This is a genomic window from Shewanella sp. YLB-07 (genome assembly GCF_009377275.1).
In genome coordinates this window covers 161,551-177,991 of sequence record NZ_VOQB01000009.1, presented here as the reverse complement: position 1 = coordinate 177,991, position 16,441 = coordinate 161,551, and the positions used below count along the sequence as shown (strand labels likewise).

At 44.9% G+C, this 16,441-nt stretch carries 17 protein-coding genes; 8 read left to right on the top strand and 9 right to left on the bottom strand.

The genetic code is table 11. The annotated features are described in order from the left end of the window. Nucleotides 1-253: 253 nt before the first annotated feature. On the bottom strand, nt 254-835 hold the full coding sequence (gene sodB, locus FS373_RS19655; protein WP_144046249.1) for a superoxide dismutase [Fe]: 582 nt from the start codon (nt 833-835) through the stop codon (nt 254-256). Nucleotides 836-1,042: 207 nt separating this feature from the next. On the opposite strand from sodB, the gene grxD reads away from it, so the two are divergent. Then, nucleotides 1,043-1,396: a Grx4 family monothiol glutaredoxin gene (gene grxD / locus FS373_RS19650; RefSeq protein WP_144046250.1), complete on the top strand. Its 354-nt coding sequence runs from the start codon at nt 1,043-1,045 to the stop codon at nt 1,394-1,396. 79 nt (nt 1,397-1,475) lie between these two features. On the opposite strand, the gene FS373_RS19645 is transcribed toward grxD, so the two are convergent. Beyond that, nucleotides 1,476-2,708 (bottom strand): uracil-xanthine permease family protein, encoded by a 1,233-nt coding sequence (locus tag FS373_RS19645; protein ID WP_152830401.1) that lies wholly within the window; start codon nt 2,706-2,708, stop codon nt 1,476-1,478. Between the two features lie 197 nt (nt 2,709-2,905). Between FS373_RS19645 and FS373_RS19640 the strand changes: the two genes are divergently transcribed. Both FS373_RS19640 and hda read left to right on the top strand, forming a co-directional pair. Beyond that, complete coding sequence (locus FS373_RS19640) at nt 2,906-4,012, top strand: DUF2066 domain-containing protein (protein WP_144046251.1); 1,107 nt, start codon at nt 2,906-2,908, stop codon at nt 4,010-4,012. A gap of 76 nt (nt 4,013-4,088) precedes the next feature. After that, the gene (hda, locus tag FS373_RS19635) at nt 4,089-4,799 is read left to right on the top strand and encodes a DnaA inactivator Hda (protein ID WP_322619535.1); all 711 of its coding nucleotides are present in this window, start codon (nt 4,089-4,091) and stop codon (nt 4,797-4,799) included. Between the two features lie 84 nt (nt 4,800-4,883). On the opposite strand, the gene FS373_RS19630 is transcribed toward hda, so the two are convergent. The 4 genes from FS373_RS19630 to FS373_RS19615 form a co-directional block, all read right to left on the bottom strand. After that, the gene (locus FS373_RS19630; protein ID WP_152830400.1) at nt 4,884-6,860 is read right to left on the bottom strand and encodes a hypothetical protein; all 1,977 of its coding nucleotides are present in this window, start codon (nt 6,858-6,860) and stop codon (nt 4,884-4,886) included. A gap of 176 nt (nt 6,861-7,036) precedes the next feature. Further along, nucleotides 7,037-7,408: a DUF2069 domain-containing protein gene (locus FS373_RS19625; protein ID WP_144046252.1), complete on the bottom strand. Its 372-nt coding sequence runs from the start codon at nt 7,406-7,408 to the stop codon at nt 7,037-7,039. A gap of 9 nt (nt 7,409-7,417) precedes the next feature. Beyond that, nucleotides 7,418-7,768, bottom strand: coding sequence for an arsenate reductase (glutaredoxin) (gene arsC, locus FS373_RS19620; RefSeq protein ID WP_144046253.1), 351 nt, complete (start codon nt 7,766-7,768; stop codon nt 7,418-7,420). A 197-nt stretch (nt 7,769-7,965) separates the two neighbouring features. Beyond that, nucleotides 7,966-9,426: a M48 family metalloprotease gene (locus FS373_RS19615; protein ID WP_144046254.1), complete on the bottom strand. Its 1,461-nt coding sequence runs from the start codon at nt 9,424-9,426 to the stop codon at nt 7,966-7,968. A 284-nt stretch (nt 9,427-9,710) separates the two neighbouring features. On the opposite strand from FS373_RS19615, the gene FS373_RS19610 reads away from it, so the two are divergent. Both FS373_RS19610 and FS373_RS19605 read left to right on the top strand, forming a co-directional pair. Continuing rightward, nucleotides 9,711-9,926, top strand: coding sequence for a sulfurtransferase TusA family protein (locus tag FS373_RS19610; protein ID WP_152830399.1), 216 nt, complete (start codon nt 9,711-9,713; stop codon nt 9,924-9,926). A 59-nt stretch (nt 9,927-9,985) separates the two neighbouring features. Beyond that, nucleotides 9,986-11,068 carry an AI-2E family transporter gene (locus FS373_RS19605; RefSeq protein ID WP_152830398.1) on the top strand — a complete coding sequence of 361 codons (1,083 nt, stop codon included), beginning with the start codon at nt 9,986-9,988 and terminating at the stop codon, nt 11,066-11,068. Nucleotides 11,069-11,132: 64 nt separating this feature from the next. On the opposite strand, the gene FS373_RS19600 is transcribed toward FS373_RS19605, so the two are convergent. Next, entirely contained in the window at nt 11,133-12,038 is a 906-nt protein-coding gene (locus tag FS373_RS19600; RefSeq protein ID WP_152830397.1) for a LysR family transcriptional regulator ArgP, read from the bottom strand. Between the two features lie 128 nt (nt 12,039-12,166). On the opposite strand from FS373_RS19600, the gene FS373_RS19595 reads away from it, so the two are divergent. Beyond that, nucleotides 12,167-12,778, top strand: coding sequence for a LysE/ArgO family amino acid transporter (locus tag FS373_RS19595; RefSeq protein WP_152830396.1), 612 nt, complete (start codon nt 12,167-12,169; stop codon nt 12,776-12,778). Between the two features lie 87 nt (nt 12,779-12,865). Here the strand turns inward: FS373_RS19595 and bcp are convergent, their stop codons facing one another. Further along, nucleotides 12,866-13,336 carry a thioredoxin-dependent thiol peroxidase gene (gene bcp, locus FS373_RS19590; protein ID WP_144046257.1) on the bottom strand — a complete coding sequence of 157 codons (471 nt, stop codon included), beginning with the start codon at nt 13,334-13,336 and terminating at the stop codon, nt 12,866-12,868. Between the two features lie 281 nt (nt 13,337-13,617). Then, nucleotides 13,618-14,157: a glycine cleavage system protein R gene (locus tag FS373_RS19585; protein WP_152830395.1), complete on the bottom strand. Its 540-nt coding sequence runs from the start codon at nt 14,155-14,157 to the stop codon at nt 13,618-13,620. A 237-nt stretch (nt 14,158-14,394) separates the two neighbouring features. Between FS373_RS19585 and dapA the strand changes: the two genes are divergently transcribed. Together dapA and bamC are read left to right on the top strand one after the other, a co-directional pair. After that, nucleotides 14,395-15,279 (top strand): 4-hydroxy-tetrahydrodipicolinate synthase, encoded by an 885-nt coding sequence (gene dapA / locus FS373_RS19580; protein WP_144046259.1) that lies wholly within the window; start codon nt 14,395-14,397, stop codon nt 15,277-15,279. A gap of 3 nt (nt 15,280-15,282) precedes the next feature. Next, nucleotides 15,283-16,404 carry an outer membrane protein assembly factor BamC gene (gene bamC, locus FS373_RS19575; RefSeq protein WP_144046260.1) on the top strand — a complete coding sequence of 374 codons (1,122 nt, stop codon included), beginning with the start codon at nt 15,283-15,285 and terminating at the stop codon, nt 16,402-16,404. The last annotated feature ends 37 nt before the right edge of the window (nt 16,405-16,441 follow it).

Sequence of the window (16,441 nt, the reverse complement as noted above, 5' to 3'; positions counted from 1 at the left end):
CCCTGAAACGCCTAAAAAGTGTGTAAGCGATAACGGAAAACCAGTCTCCTACTTTTAATATTAGACCTAAAAAATAAACTGTGTCATAAAAAAGTCAAATAAAACAAAGAGAAACAGTTGCAAATGCAACTGTTGCACTTGTAGTCAGGAGGCGTTTCAGTGGAACTTACCGGGAAGAATAAAAAAAAGGAGCCTAAATGGCTCCCTCTTGTCTGTGTGCTAGGTTTTTACCCAGGCATTATCTTTCGGCGAGTTACGCGAAATTTTGATTAACGAAATCCCAGTTAACCAATTCCCAGTAATGGGCCAAATAATCAGGACGTACGTTACGGTAATCGATGTAGTAAGCATGTTCCCATATATCGACTGTCATGATTGGGGTAACTGTGCTATCGGTCAAAGGTGTAGCAGCATTGCTAGTATTAACAATCGCTACGCTACCGTCAGCATTCTTAACTAGCCAAGTCCATGCGCTACCGAAGTTATTGACGGCCGAATCGGTGAACTTAGCTTTGAACGCTTCAAAAGAACCAAAGGCGTCATCAATCGCCTTAGCCACTGCACCCGTTGCTGCGCCGCCACCATTAGGTGATAAGCAGTTCCAGTAGAAAGTGTGGTTCCAGATTTGTGCGGCATTGTTGAAGATACCGCCAGTTGACGTTTTGATGATCTCTTCAAGGCTTTTTTCAGCAAGTTCAGTGCCGTCAACTAGACCATTTAGCTTAACAACATAGGTGTTGTGGTGTTTGCCATAATGAAATTCAATAGTCTCTTGCGAGATATGAGGTTCTAGTGCGTCTTTTGCATACGGTAATGCAGGTAGTTCAAAAGCCATGAGTTGCTCCACTCTAAGTTAGGTTTATTATATTTCTAGAATTTAATTCTACTTGAAAATTCCTTATCAGTATCTTCAATTTCTCGATTAAATCAATAAAAATGTTTATATTTAATAACCTTTTAAAAAGTAGGTTTTTTTTATGGGTAAACCTGAAGTACAATAGGAGAAATTATTAGTAATTGTGCGTGCAGTTTAGGAATTGAAATGGAAACAAACGAAACAGTAGAGAAAATCAAGGCACAACTCGCCGAAAACCCAATCATAGTCTACATGAAAGGTTCTCCCAAATTGCCTAGTTGTGGCTTCTCATCCCAGGTTGCTGAAATCATGATCAACTGTAATGCACAATTTGCGTTTGTTGATATTCTGCAGAATCCGGATATCCGCTCTGAACTACCGAAATACGCCAACTGGCCGACTTTTCCTCAGCTCTGGATTGAAGGTGAGTTGATCGGTGGTTGTGATATCTTGACTGAAATGTACCAGAAAGGTGAGCTGCAGACGCTTATCACTGAGACAGCGGCAAAATATGCTTCTGAAGATGAAAAGAACGCTTAATTTTAGTTAAGCGAGTCAGTCAAAAAAAGCCTTTCATTTGAAAGGCTTTTTTATGGGACTAGCATTTTACTTATTAGTATTAAGCCGGCTCTGACTCAGTGTCTTTAGACATAGGTAATAACAAGTTCATGGTGATCGCTACGATACCGCACAGACTGATCCCGGTCAGGCTAAATGAGCCGATACCCAAGGCCATGCCGCCGATGCCAAATACCAGAGTGACTCCTACGATACAGAGATTTCTTGGCTCGGTGAGATCCACCTGATTCTTAATTAGTGAGTTTAACCCTACCGCTGCAATCGATCCGAACAAGAGGCACATGATACCGCCCATCACAGGGACGGGGATGGTCAGCATGATGGCGCCGAGCTTGCCAACAAAGGCGAGAATAATGGCGGTAATGGCAGTCCAGGTCATGATCACTGGATTAAACGACTTGGTTAGGGTGACTGCACCAGTTACTTCTGAATAGGTCGTGTTTGGTGGTCCACCGAAAGCCGAGGCGGCAATCGTTGCTACACCGTCACCGGCAAGGGTTCTGTGTAGTCCAGGCTTCTTCAGATAATCTTTCCCCGTAACGTTAGAGATAGCCAGAATATCGCCGATATGCTCCACGGCTGGCGCAATGGCGACGGGGATCATAAATGCAATGGCATGCCAGTTAAATTCCGGGGCGACGAAATTGGGCATGGCTATCCAACTGGCTTGGGCGACTGGGGTAAAGTCGACGATGCCAAAACTGAGACTTAAACCATAACCCACTAGAATACCGGCTAAGATGGGCATCAATCTGAAGATCCCTTTAGCAAAGATGGCGATGCCTATTGTGGTAAGCAGGGCACCGAGTGAGATGATTAACGCGATATTTTGCTCCACTATAACCAGAGAGCCATCACCACTCTTGCCCATGGCCATATTCACGGCGACCGGGGCCAAACCCAGTCCTATTACCATGATAACGGGCCCGATAACGACGGGGGGAAGTAGACGTTTGATGAAACCATCACCCCGAACTTTGACCAGACTGGCTAAAATCAGATAGACAACACCGGCTGCCATCAGTCCCCCCATGGTAGATGGGATCCCCCAAGTCTGTACGCCGTACATGATAGGGGCTATAAAGGCGAATGAAGAGGCGAGAAAAATGGGGATCTGCCTTTTAGTGATTAACTGGAAAATCAGTGTGCCTATACCTGCGGTAAACAGGGCAACATTAGTGTCTAATCCTGTCAATAAAGGCATTAATACCAAGGCGCCAAAAGCCACAAACAGCATTTGAGCCCCTTGAAGGGCGAGGGCGAAATTTTTCATTATTATCTCTGTTATTGGGTACCTGGCTAATGTTAACAGTATGAGAAAACTTTCATAGTAATTAGTGTCATGCTGGCTTGAATTTTAGGTAAAAACAAAAAACGATACAGAAAAGATGAAATAGCCAAGTGAATTATCTGGAGTGAACAAAGATGTGATACAATTTTGTTATCTTGTCTCCCGTTAGAACAGTGAAGATGCTGAAAACCCTATTAAACTCTTCGATTTTTTGTGCTGGCTATTTATTGTTACAAACCAATCTAGTGAGTGCTGCCGAAGTTTACCAACTCGATGAAACCTTGGTTCCGGTTGAGTCCCGCTCCGCTGCCCAGCGACAAAAAGCCATTTCAATAGGGCTGAGAGAAGTGGTTCTGAAAAATTCAGGCACCAAAGCATCCATCTCTCATCCAAGTGTTCAGGCCAAGGTGAAAAACCCCTCCTCATTACTCAGTCAATTCGGATACAAGGAGATCGACGGCGAGCTTTTTTTACAGGTCAGTTTCGATCATCAACGTATTATCCAGCTCTTAAGAGATGCTCAATTACCGGTCTGGGGCAAACAGAGGCCTTTGACCTTGATATGGCTCGTTGAGGACGATGCGGAAGCAAGACAGATCGTCAATGATGAATCTGTGCTCGATAGCCGGGAGCTGTTCCAATCTGCTTCAGAATCGAACGGGGTACCTTTACTGTTTCCTATCATGGATCTCGATGACAACATGAATGTGACCCTCAATGATATTCGCGGCAAGTTTGTCGAACAGGTGGCTAGGGCATCTCAGCGTTATCAGGCTGATTATTTCGTTATGGCGTCTATCGACACGCGTGGAGAGTCCGTCGAATATAGCTTTGCCTTGTATCCCAAATCCACTGGCGAAACCATGTCGACCCCACTAACGAGTAAAAGCAAAGTGGTTAAAGATCTCGATACTGCGGTGAATGAGATTATCTCAGGGGTGAGTGAATTTTATGTTGGACGCTATGCGATTGCGGACTCGGGCAGCGACCTAGATAGTTATGTAACGTTTGTTGATATTACCGAACTCAAACAAGTGGTCGAAATTGAGAAATATTTTAAGCAACTCAGTGCCGTAAAATCAGTTCAGCTGACACAATTACAAGGCACTTCGGCTAAGTTTAAATTGGATCTATTCGGCACCGAAGAAGATCTACGCAGATTGATGAAACTCGAACCTAGAGTCAGTGTCTTGGGTGAGTCAATGCCTGTGACACCGACCGATGATGGATTTGATCCACTGCCTTCTAACGAGGTGCAAGGCCCCGAGTATCGCTGGCAAGGCTAGATATAGAATATGAATTTTTAGGTACTCGTGTTAAAATGAGCCCTAAGTGTTACCCGTGTAATTGAGAATTATCTGAGTGAAATCTAACTCGCCATTACAACTGTCTTTGCCTGTACATCTACCCGATGATGAGACTTTTAACAGCTACTATCCCGCAGCGGGTAACGATGAGCTTATTCAAAGCTTACAAGCCTGCGCCGAAGGAGCAGCCCATCAGGCTGTTTTTCTTTGGGGGCCAGTTAAATCGGGTCGAACCCATCTGATGCACGCTGCCTGTGCCCATGCGAACGATCTTCAAAGAAGTAGCTTTTATTTACCATTAGGCATACATGCCAGCATTTCTCCCGCGTTATTGGAAGGTTTAGAGCAGTTAGATCTGATCTGTATCGATGATGTCGATGCCATAGCCGGTCATCCTCTTTGGGAAGAAGCAATTTTCGACCTTTATAACCGAGTCTCTGAAAATAACCAATGCTCCTTGATCGTCAGTGCCAGCATTTCACCCACAGATTCTGGCTTTGTGCTGGCCGATCTCGTTTCTCGTATGCAGTGGGGCCTCAATTATCAGCTACAGCCCATGGCCGATGAGGAGAAGTTGGCGGCGCTGCAGCGACGTGCAGCCATGCGTGGTCTGCAACTCGAAGACGATGTGGGGCGTTTCTTGCTAAATCGTTTAGCCCGAGACTTGAGAACCCTGTTTGATGTGCTTGATAAGTTAGATAAAGATTCACTCGTTCATCAGCGTAAGTTAACGATCCCTTTCGTTAAGAAGATGCTCAGGCTGTAATGATACCAATCGGTATTACACGTCATGAAAAACCGGTAATGACCTATGTTATTACCGGTTTTTTATGCCTGCTATTTATTGGTGTTAATTCATCTTATGCCTATCGCCACTAATCCTCAGCTCGGGGATAAATCGTTCTTGAGATACTTCTCTATCGTCTGACGACACTGGGTTTCTTTTCTGCAGTGCCTGGGATAACTGAGGTGAAATAGTCAGATTATCTAACCAAGACTGGCCTTGAGTCATCTGGATTGGTTCCGGTAAATCCCCGATAAGCTGACTGCCATCTAAAGCCGGTAAGATTTGATTGATAACGAAGGCCGCTCTTTGAGGGATCGTAGAGCCTGGACTCTTCTCACCTATGCGTCCGCGTTGTCCCCAGTCAACTATGATACTGGTAGCTGTGGCATTGTCCGGGTTATCTGTGATACCAACATCGCGTATTATACCTAATCTGTAGCTCATCATGACCTCTTCAAACAACATGGCGGTATCTTCACGGCTGGTTGAATAGGCGTAATAGTCCGTTGCACTGTCCTCGGAGAAGAAGGCGGTGATGTCACTTGGCAGATAAGCTTGCTGCGCAGCTGTGGCGGTTTTTCCCCTGAAGCTGACGTCGGCGAGACTATACATCTCGTCGCTTAAAAGGGGGTACAGAGACGTGACTCGATCGGATATTAACTCGCCGGCCGAGCTTCGGCGATTATAGTGATCTAACAAAGTTTGGTCATCGACGGGGATGGTGTCGTAAATCGAACTCGGGAAGAAGTCATTGGCATGGGCGAGCTCATGAAATAATAGCGAAGACAAGTCTGGACTCATCTGGGCCATACTGCGTTCGGTCCTAAGCTCTCTTGGGCTCGAGTATGATACATAGACATTATCTTTTACATAACGCCAAGGCATGATGAATCCTAACTGATTGCCAAATGCGCTACGAAAATCGGCTGCTTCGTTGATCACATCTCGCTCTTCGGCGAGTAACCATAGGTCTGTGGGATCTAAGTATATCGCGCCTGTGACAACCCAATAAAATGATGGGCGAATATCATAGCTGATCACTATGGCGGTTACCGATTGTAATAGTTGAGCAAAGTCACTGTCTGGATCCATTTTATCGAGAAATGTCTCGAAATTGTCTCCCATCCATTGATGAGACACCAGGACTCTCTCCATGATCTTCTCTTTTTCAGAGAGGGAGATCGTCTGACCGAGTAAGGGTAACTGCTGGATGCTACAGGGGGAGAGCAGTTGATTGGAATAAACGCACGAATTGAGTGCGCTTCTATAGGATGAGTTCTCTCTGTAGGCAAATGTACGGGCGACAGGTTCATCGAAATAGGGGGAGGTAATGACAGACTCATTAGTGATTAGCATGAGGACCTCATCGGTAACCTCTTCACCATCGACGCTGCCAGTTGCTCTTAATATGGCGATAGTATCTGAGTTAACTGCCGGGGCCTTAAATTGAGGGCGTTCAATATTACTGATATCTATGTTTAGCTCGGGCCCCAATGCGATACACCAGCTAAGCGCAGATGGGATTTCATCTGCATTGACGCCGACTCTATCGGTTCTGACACTGACATCGTTACCTTCAACCACCTGTTGGTCGCTGCGGACATTGAACTGAGCTGTAGCCATTGCCGAAACAGAGATATTGACGGTTTCATTGAAGGACATTCCGTTACCTGAAACATTAACGGAGAAGCTATAGTCTCCAGCATCGGCAAATTGAAATGCTAGAATAGGACTTTTTACCGATTTCAGTATGAGGGACTGACCCGCTGTTTGTAACCACTCAAAGGCAAGGTCTCTACTATCCGAGTCACCTATTCTTGCGACTATGGCGGCGGATTGATTGGCGTTATAGTTGGGTTCGATGACAAACTCTAAGGCCGAAGAGGTAGATATAACCGTTAATTGAGTTTGCTGCTCGCATCGAGTTAAATTTGGTGGCGGTGGATCGATAGGCGTATTGTTATCTCCATCTGAACTCCCCCCGCCGCAGGCTGCTAGGGCTAAAACACTGACTAGGGGAAGCGTGTTAAGTTTCCACATCTAAGGGGACTCCCGTTATTGATTAGTTTAATTATTATTTTAACTAAAATATAACACGAGATTTAACATTCAAGCACGAGTTTTACTCAGAATTCTTGTGACACTAAGTAACGGAATAATAAGGGCTATAAAAAAGCGCCCAGAGGCGCATTATTGTGTTTATTCATGAATGTCGGTTACGTCTTTTTCTTCTTTAACCCTAGACCTAATTCTTTGCCACGAATACGGGCATAAAATGGAAAGCCTATCAGCAGGGCACCTAGCAGGAGTACCTCTACCAGAGCAAACAGGAAATGGTCTTCGGTGACGTAGATTAAGGTGAGACCATGAAGCATATACAAACATATGATGTAGCTAGCCCAGGCATAGGTGTAGGGTTTACCTTCGATGATGCCTTTCAAGGGGAAGAATAATGGGATGATCCACATCGCAGTAAATACCAGAGAATATTCTCCCGTGATCCCTTTGTTGATAAACCAAGCGCTGAGCATTAATACTAATGCCAGATAACCAGCTCGGCATAGTTGAAATAAACGAGTCGAATTCATTGAACAGCCTTATAAAATCGCAAGAACATTTTCAGGAGGACGGCCGATAGCGGCCTTATCGTTGGCCAGCACTATGGGGCGTTCAAGCAGTTTAGGGGTATCGACGATAGCCTGAATGAGTTGTTCTTCAGTCAAGTTGGTGTTGGCTAAGTCTTGCTCTTTATATTCAGTCTCCTTGGTGCGCATTAATTCTCGCGCACTTAAACCCAGTTTAGTGAGTAAATCTTCAATTTCATTCTTGTTGAGAGGAAATTTCAGATACTCAACTATTTGGATTTCGCAATCTCTTTCCTCTAATAAAGCAAGGGTTTGACGGCTTTTAGAGCAGCGTGGGTTATGAATAATACTGACCATAGTCATAGGCTAATGTCCGAATGAAAATATTGCCGACATCATACTCGAAAAGGTGGCCAAAGTCACAATCAGAAAACATGGGTAATGGGTTAAATTGGGGGTGTATCTTGGAGGAATTCACCATGATACCTGTGTGTACAAGGGAGATGATTGCCAGTGAAAGTCAGTGACCTCGACACAAGGTCACTGACATTATTAAACTGTTACTGAAGTGCCTCTATTGCCGACTTAGCCTGCTTGAATTGTCGAATTCTAGCCTCGATCCTGGCAAGTTGCAGCGGCTTTTCTTGGGACAATCGATAAGCGAAATTAAGTTGGTCTATCGCGCCTTTATAATCTGCACCTAGCGCCATAGATTCTGCGTTGACAAAATGTTCCATCGCTTTATCGCCAGTCTTTTTATATGCATCGCTGAGCAAGAAGAAAGGCAACTGATTTTGTTTGTCTAAGAAGATGAGTTCCTCGAGCAAAGGGATGGCTTTCGTTGCCTTGTCTGCTTCAATATACACATGGGCCAAGTTAGTGTTAATTACCTGAGAAAATGGCTTAAGTTCATGTTGTTCCTCGAGAAACTTTATGGCTTCATCCGTTGCTTCTCGCTGCACTAATAGATCTGTCTTGGTATCGATATAAAATAGGTTGTTTCTATCTTCTTTTAACAAGTTATCGATAATTTCTTCGGACTCATCGAAGCGCTTAACTCTAAATAAGGCTAAAGCCTTACCGTAAAGGGCCGCATTTTTGAAAGTATAAGTTCTTTTTCTGAGCTGTTTGTCGAATAGGGCGAGGGCGGCTTCTTCACTGTAGCTGGAGAATCTGACCTGAATACGCGCCTTGGCTAATTGAAAGTCGATATTATCCGGCACATATTTGTGAGGATATTGAGCTGCCCTGTAACGGGCTTCAGTAATTCGTGACTCGGGGAGTGGGTGAGTCAACAACATCTGTGGAGGCTTGCTGGTGAAGCGGTAGCGAGTGGCTAGTTTAGCGAAAAAATCAGCTGCGCCGTTGGGATCGAAGCCTGCATCCACCAAAATTTGCATGCCTATTCTGTCAGCTTCTTTTTCATGAGCTCGGGTAAAGTTAATTTTGGCCTGAGTCGATAGGGCTTGTGTGGTGGCCAGTGCAGCCATCCCCGCCTGTGGTGACGCTATTGTCAGGAGTATAGCGCCTAACATGCCGACAATCGTTGCGGTCGAACTCTTATCTTGGGCTTCTAATGAACGGGCTAAGTGTCTTTGGGTTACGTGGGTAATTTCATGACCCAGTACCGACGCTATCTGGCTCTCATTATCGGCATTTAAAAACAAACCTGAGTGAACGCCGACGTGTCCTCCGAAGAAGGCAAAGGCGTTGATTTCATCATTTCTTAACAAGAAAAAATAGAAAGGGGTCTTAACGCCTGTCGCATGAGCCACCAGTTTATTACCCAGTTCAGTTAAATATTGACTCAATACCGGGTCGTTGAGCATGGGAGCTGAGGAGCGGATCACCCGCATATACGCATCGCCATAGATGGTCTCTTTCTCGAGACTGAAGGTATTGACGGCGGCAGTACCCAGATCGGGAAGGTCGTTGTTCGCAAAAGCCATAGGCGCGGTAGCACAGAAAAAAAGTGAAATGGCACCGGCTAACAGAGACTTGGTTGATGTAATTTTACTCAAACTTATCCTTAATGTGGGCAATGTGGTCTTGGTCAGAACATTCTCTAGGAACTAAGTCAATCATTATTAAACAAGCTGCTGAGTTTACTCGAATAACTCATGTAATTATGTTTAATAGTGAGATTAATATTACCTGCAGTTTTGCGCATATTCCACACTTGTGTATATTCATTGTGAATATCGGACTTCGCATTGACCACGAGGTAATAGATTCACCATAGATCGCTTGTGGTTTGTCTTGCAACTTAGGATAATAGCCAAAGTTTGTTCATGGCAAGATTATTATGGTTTTTATCGATTTAACCACACTGCGTTGTCCATTAGTGTTAGTTAAAGTCAAACTCGCATTGAAAAAACTCAGCAGCGACGATGTACTTTGTGTTTCGTTATCAGACACTGGCTCTAGACAGGATGTTCCCCGGTTTTTAAAAAAAGTCGGTTACCGTTACTCAGAAGTGAGAAATGATGACCGGGTGTTAATATTAGAAATCGCTAAATAGGGGCTGGCCCCTACACAGTGACAACAAGACGATCAACAGTTTATTTTCAGGAATGGTGAATGTTAACTTTATTGACAACTTGGTATAAAGAACGCTTTAGCGATCCCCAAGCGGTGACCTTAGTCTTTATTTTGATTGGGATAGCCTTAGCTATCTATTTTGCGGGGGGCTTGTTGGCGCCCTTGTTGGTGGCCTTGGTGCTGGCCTTCTTACTCGAGTGGCCAGTGGCACAGATGTCAAAGTTGGGCATTAATCGAACCACGGCGGCCTCATTAGTGCTCGTCATGTTTGTTGGTGTCATGTTGTTGCTGATCTTTGGTCTGGTGCCCAGCATATGGAAACAGGGACTTGCCCTGGTCACTGACTTACCCACCATGCTCGATAAAGGCTTGATCATCGTCCAAGGTTACGTTAATCAGTATCCACAGTTTGTAAACCCAAGTCAGCTCGATACTATGGTTCAGGAGCTGAAGAAGATGCTAGATACACAACATCTTCTGGATATAGGTAAGCAAATTCTTGGCTATTCGGCCTCCTTGTTAGTCTTGATGGTTTACGCAATTTTGGTCCCGCTATTGGTCTTTTTCTTTCTAAAAGATAAAGACGAGCTGCTGCGTGGCAGTAAACGATTTATTCCGACGAATCGAGATCTCGCTCATAAGGTCTGGATTGAGATGAACCAGCAGATATTTAACTATATTCGGGGCAAGGTGATAGAGATAGTCATTATCGGAGTGGTGAGCTACATCTTCTTCGCCGTGATGGATCTCAGGTATGCAGCCCTGTTAGGTGTGTTAACTGGTTTCTCTGTCCTCATCCCCTACGTTGGAGCAACCTTAGTGACTCTCCCCATCGCGCTGGTGGCCTTCTTTCAATGGGGGATTAGCCCAGAATTTGGCTACCTTATGTTAGGTTACGGTATCATTCAGGCATTAGATGGCAACGTATTGGTGCCCATTCTTTTCTCCGATGCGGTGGATCTACATCCGGTATTTATTATCGCCGCCGTGTTGATTTTCGGTGGACTCTGGGGGGTGTGGGGCGTGTTCTTCGCCATACCTTTAGCCTCTCTGGTCAAGGCGGTATTAAATGCCTGGCCGACACCAGAATCTCAAGTTGAGACGGTAGAAAGAGAGTCGTGAATCGACTTGCTAAATCAGTTTAAAAGGGCCTACGGCCCTTTTTTATGGCTAATTTTTGGGTAAATTAGTTGATAGATTCATCATGGCATAGGGATTGTTTCGCCGTTACCGCCAGAGACCGATAGATGATGGTGGTCTGTTTGGCTTTAATGTTCCAATGCTGCCAATACAGGGGCACACGTTTTCTCTTGCCTGGGGTGATCTCAATCAGTAGACCTTTCTCCAGCAATGGCTCGGCTTGAAGATGGCCTACTAGTCCGTAACCTAATCCCTGTAAAATGGCATCGAGAAAACTCTCTGAGGAGGGGATCTTGTGCTCACGCCAGCTGCCGGTTTTCATCTTAAAATATTGGCTCAGATACTGCTCATGAAGCTTGTCTTTAGTCGAGAACACAACCGCAGGCGCTAGCTCCAGAGAGGTTTGAGAGACGGTAATGGGGAAATATCGCTCGATAAATTCAGGGGTTGCGACGCAAAGGTACTCCATATCCCCCAGATATTCACTACTGCAACCGGTAAGTGCTTGTTTGCTTGTGGTGACACACCCAACTGCTTCGCCGTTTTTTAACAAATGATGGGTGTAAGACTCATCATCGACAATCAGCTCGAGTAGCCATTGATGGCGCTTAAACACTTCACTCAAAGCGGGTAAGAACCAGGTTGCTAAACTGTCGGCATTGACGGCTATCTTCACTATGGTGGGTAAACTTGGGTCATCTACATTCATTTCTACTCTGAGCTCACTTTCTAATAACTCCACTTGAGAATAGTGACGTAATAAACGCTTACCGGTAGCCGTTGCTTCGACAGGTGTTGTGCGTATGACTAAGGCTTGGCCGACTCTCTCCTCCAGCTGCTTTATTCGTTGTGACACGGCAGATTGAGTGATGCAGAGCACCTTGGCTGCACGTTCGAAACCGCCCTCGGAGATCACTATGGATAGGGCGCGCAGGTGAGCATAATCGAGCAAAATATGACTCCTCAGAATAAAATGAGATGTGTATAAGTTTTACTTATACACCATAAAAAAGATTAGTTATATTTATTTATCCAGCTTGTGTACGCTTGCGTTCAATCAGATGTTTTTAGGAAAAACCAATGCAGGCATTCATTCAAGGTGTAGGAATAGGCGGTAGCCTTATCATGGCAGTAGGAGCGCAAAATGCGTTTGTACTCAAGCAAGGCTTAAAACGTTCACACTCTCTGCCCATTGCGGCTCTTTGTTCTATTATCGATGCCTTGATGATCACCGCGGGTGTTGCAGGCTTAGGCCATCTTATTTTGGCATTTCCCTTGATAAAGGACATTGCCAGCATTGGTGGGGCAATTTTTCTACTGGTTTATGGGGCTCGGGCGCTTAAGTCATCGTTTAATGAGCAGAGTCTGGCTAAGGGGGCTAATAGTGGTACCGGGACGCTAAAAGCGGCCGTGTTAACTACATTGGGGATCAGTCTGCTTAATCCTCATCTGTATTTAGACACAGTCGTGTTACTGGGCAGCATCAGTGCTCAATTTGAAGGGTCTGATAGACCTTTGTTTGGCGCAGGCGCCGTTCTGGCTTCTTTCGTGTGGTTTTTTAGCTTGAGTTTTGGTGCCAGATATTTGAGCCCACTGTTTGATAAGCCCAAGGCCTGGAGTTACCTGGACCGGTTTATCTGCCTGACCATGTGGACAATTGCTTTGATCTTGATATGGCCCTACTTCGTTTAGGTTTCCCTCTAGCACTTCTTTTTTATGTGTTTTATTGGCACAAGAAAGCCCGCGGTGAGCGGGCTTACTGTTGAGTTAACTCACTGTTCAGTCTTGCTTCAGATGCTTAAGCACTACTTCGTGATGTTCTTTGGTCTTAAACTTGTTAAACAGGTGAGTGACTTTACCATCTTGTCCGACTAAGAAGCTCAATCTATGGATACCGTCATAGACTTTACCCATAAATTTTTTCTCGCCCCAGACACCGAACGCATCGGCTATGGCATGGTCTTCATCGCTGAGAAGAGAAAAGTTCAATTCCTGCTTTTGGGCAAATCGTGCCAGCTTGGCGACTGGGTCTGGGCTAATGCCTAACACGGTAACTTTCAAGTCATTGAGTTCTTGCATGCTATCTCTAAGGCCGCAGGCTTGAACGGTACAGCCAGGTGTAGAAGCCTTTGGGTAGAAATAGACCAGAACAGGGCCGTTATTCAAACACTCTTTCAGAGAGATGAGCTTATCGTTTTGGTTTTTTAGCTCGAAGAGTGGGGCGTTATCGCCAGCAGTTAAGGTATTCATTTAAAACTCCTATTTATACCAATTCTATTAAATTTATGATCAATTCAGAGCTTTCTCAGGGCTTTAAATTCAAGGCGCATTGTTGAAGAAATGGTTATTTCCTTTTGAGGCAATGCAACGCAGAAGTGGAAGTCCTGAGAAGCTCACCTAGTGCGGGTTTAAAAACACTTTATGCTGCGCAAGTGGCTTTCGAGATAGAATAACTATTAACTTCAATCCCCTTACTTGCCTACAGCGTTTTTAACTCCCGCTGAATGGTCACTCACTTAATGGAACTGGTATTAGCTACTCGTGATGCCCTGCATACGTTCGATGGTACAGTCTAATGACATCTCTGAAGCTAGCTCATTTATACTGTTTTCCAACTTATCCAGTTCGACTTTCTCCGGAACATTGATCGTTAGGAAAACATGTTGGCTTGGATTCCCCTGAGCGTCTTCCTCTGCATGGGACCTCACCGCGGCGAGATCCAAGGAACGTTCGGCAAGGAACTGAGTGATTTTTCTCATGGTGCCCCGCTGATCTTGTCCGGTAAAGATGACTTGCAGACGCGAAATATAGTTTTGTGCGGTGTGCTTAGAGGTGCGTTTCATCACAGTCATCAACTCAAGCTCAACGCTTAAGGCGGGGAGTTGGGTTTCCATCTTAGTGATCGAGGCCCAAGAGCCTGATAGCATCATGATCAAGGTGAATTCATTGCCAAATAAGGCCATTCGACTGTCGACGATGTCACAGTCACATTCACTTGCAAGTCTTGCAAATTTACTGACAATACCTGGGCGGTCTGATCCCATAGCAGTAACGACAAGATGATTGGACATGAATTTTCCTTATTTATAGCTAGTTTTGTACATAAATGCACCATTTTCAGGCGCGTTTCTCTGTTGGGGACAATGCTAACACAAGATCGTGGAGATGAGATCCCCGCCTGATACAACAAACTTGTCATTGCATACACTACATGGTGAAAAACTCTTAACGTGATTCAATCGCTGAAATGCTTGTTTTTAATGGATAGCATCAGTACCATAGCCAGTCCTGAATCTTGGGGAAGTCACATGATAAACGGAAGCATCGTAGCCTTAATCACACCACTCAATAGTGATGGCGCAGTAGATTATACAAGTCTTGAAAAGTTAGTTGAGTACCATATAGCAGAAGGCACTGATGCCATCGTTGCCGTAGGCACCACAGGTGAGTCTGCCACACTTCCTATATCTGAACATATTGAAGTCGTAGGGCAAACGGTAAAATTTGCATCCGGGCGTATTCCTGTCATAGGCGGAAATGGCGCCAATGCAACGGCAGAAGCGATCGAGCTGACCAAGGCGCAAAACAAACTTGGTGTAGCGGCTATGTTAGGTGTTACGCCTTATTATAATAAGCCAAGCCCAAAGGGCTTGATCGCTCATTATAAGGCCGTCGCTGCCAGCACGGATATTCCGCAAATTCTTTACAATGTGCCAGGCCGTACGTCTGTTGACATGTTGCCAGAGACCATAGCTCAGTTGGTTGAAGTTCCTAATATCATAGGCGTTAAAGACGCCACTGGTGATGTCGCGCGGGTGAAACAACTACGTGAGCTCTGCGGTAATGATTTTCTGCTTTATAGTGGTGACGACGCCACCGCGAGAGAGTTTTTGACCTTAGGTGGTGACGGTGTCATCTCAGTCGCCAACAACATAGTGCCAAAGATATTTAAATTGATGTGTGACGCCGCATTAGCCGGTGACACCCAAGCCGCTATGGCTGCTGAAGATCAGATCAAAGGTCTATTCAGTGCGCTATTTTGCGAAGCTAATCCTATACCAGTGAAGTGGGCCGCCCATCAGATGGGCTTGATCAGTCAAGGTGATATTAGATTACCATTGACGGAACTTTCTACCGAGTTCCATGGTCTCTTGTTAGATGCAATGAAAAATGCCCGAATTGAGGTTAAATAATAGATGTTGAAGCAAGTGACTCCTTTAGTTCTTATTGCCGCCGTTACCGCGTGTAGCTCGCCTGTCGATAGAAGGCAGGCCAATGGCGGTGATGAGTATACCAACGTACTCGTTGAATCGGCTTTAATTATACCCGAAGGCCTTAATACGCCGGTATACAGTAAAGAGTTCGATATTCCTAAACCAGGTAGCAAAGCTAACGCGAGCCTGGTGGGTAAGCAGCTGGATATTCGCCCACCTCTTCAGGTTTTACCTATGGCTGAGGGGACCCATGTAGAGGAAGGCAGTGACAACATTAAAATTGTCGTAGAAGCTATCGATAGTGATATCGAACTAAAAAATGAACTGTTCGACGTGATCAAAGATTATTTAGCGAGTAAATCAATCGCTATTCTTAACGAAGATTTTGACAAAGGTTTGATTGAAACTGATTGGATTGAGAATCAAGAAGTGATCGATTCTAGCTTCTGGGGTAGCGATGAGATCTATACCCTGCGTCAACGTTATGAATTTAATATCGATGTTCGTCCACACGGCCGTAGTGGTAACTTGATGATCGATCTTATCGATCATCAAGAGAGCTTTGATGGTAAGCAACAAGACATCATACTGAGCGGCGAAGATAAGCGAAGATACACTATCGATATGCTGAACAATGCCGTTGCGTATATGAGTATCAAACGTAATCAATCGATCAAAGCCAAGCGTCTGCGGGAAAGTCTCGGTATTGACGTGAATATAGTGAAAGGCACCGGCTCTGAGGTCGAAGGAGAAGACCTTGTTGCTTCATACTGGTTAGCAGAAGCCCCGTTCAAAAGAACTTGGGATCGCTTGCGTATCGTTTTGCCTGAGATGGGCTTTGAGGTTGTCGATATGGACAGCAATAAGGGTCTTTACTATATCAATGTTACCGATGATTCTGGCTTTTGGAGTTCGCTTTGGAATGAAAAAGAGCTACCCGTAGAAGAAGGCTCTTACCGCATGATACTGGAAGATGACACTAATGCTGATAAGACTCGCATCTATCTGCGTGATTCATCGGACAAGCCATTAACTAATGAGGTTGTTGAAGCTGTTTATGATGGTTTCTCTGAACTGATGCAGGAAGATCGCAAGATTCGTTAAGCTTATTGGTTGAAGCATTGCAAAAAAGGAGGCATTT

Coding starts and splice junctions, on each gene's coding strand:
- sodB (WP_144046249.1), bottom strand. CDS start 835: ATGGCTTTTGAACTACCTGCATTACCGTATGCAAAAGACGCACTAGAA.
- bcp (WP_144046257.1), bottom strand. CDS start 13,336: ATGAATACCTTAACTGCTGGCGATAACGCCCCACTCTTCGAGCTAAAA.
- dapA (WP_144046259.1), top strand. CDS start 14,395: ATGATAAACGGAAGCATCGTAGCCTTAATCACACCACTCAATAGTGAT.
- FS373_RS19605 (WP_152830398.1), top strand. CDS start 9,986: ATGTTAACTTTATTGACAACTTGGTATAAAGAACGCTTTAGCGATCCC.
- bamC (WP_144046260.1), top strand. CDS start 15,283: ATGTTGAAGCAAGTGACTCCTTTAGTTCTTATTGCCGCCGTTACCGCG.
- FS373_RS19585 (WP_152830395.1), bottom strand. CDS start 14,157: ATGTCCAATCATCTTGTCGTTACTGCTATGGGATCAGACCGCCCAGGT.
- arsC (WP_144046253.1), bottom strand. CDS start 7,768: ATGACTATGGTCAGTATTATTCATAACCCACGCTGCTCTAAAAGCCGT.
- FS373_RS19595 (WP_152830396.1), top strand. CDS start 12,167: ATGCAGGCATTCATTCAAGGTGTAGGAATAGGCGGTAGCCTTATCATG.
- FS373_RS19630 (WP_152830400.1), bottom strand. CDS start 6,860: ATGTGGAAACTTAACACGCTTCCCCTAGTCAGTGTTTTAGCCCTAGCA.
- grxD (WP_144046250.1), top strand. CDS start 1,043: ATGGAAACAAACGAAACAGTAGAGAAAATCAAGGCACAACTCGCCGAA.
- FS373_RS19610 (WP_152830399.1), top strand. CDS start 9,711: ATGGTTTTTATCGATTTAACCACACTGCGTTGTCCATTAGTGTTAGTT.
- FS373_RS19640 (WP_144046251.1), top strand. CDS start 2,906: ATGCTGAAAACCCTATTAAACTCTTCGATTTTTTGTGCTGGCTATTTA.
- FS373_RS19625 (WP_144046252.1), bottom strand. CDS start 7,408: ATGAATTCGACTCGTTTATTTCAACTATGCCGAGCTGGTTATCTGGCA.
- FS373_RS19645 (WP_152830401.1), bottom strand. CDS start 2,708: ATGAAAAATTTCGCCCTCGCCCTTCAAGGGGCTCAAATGCTGTTTGTG.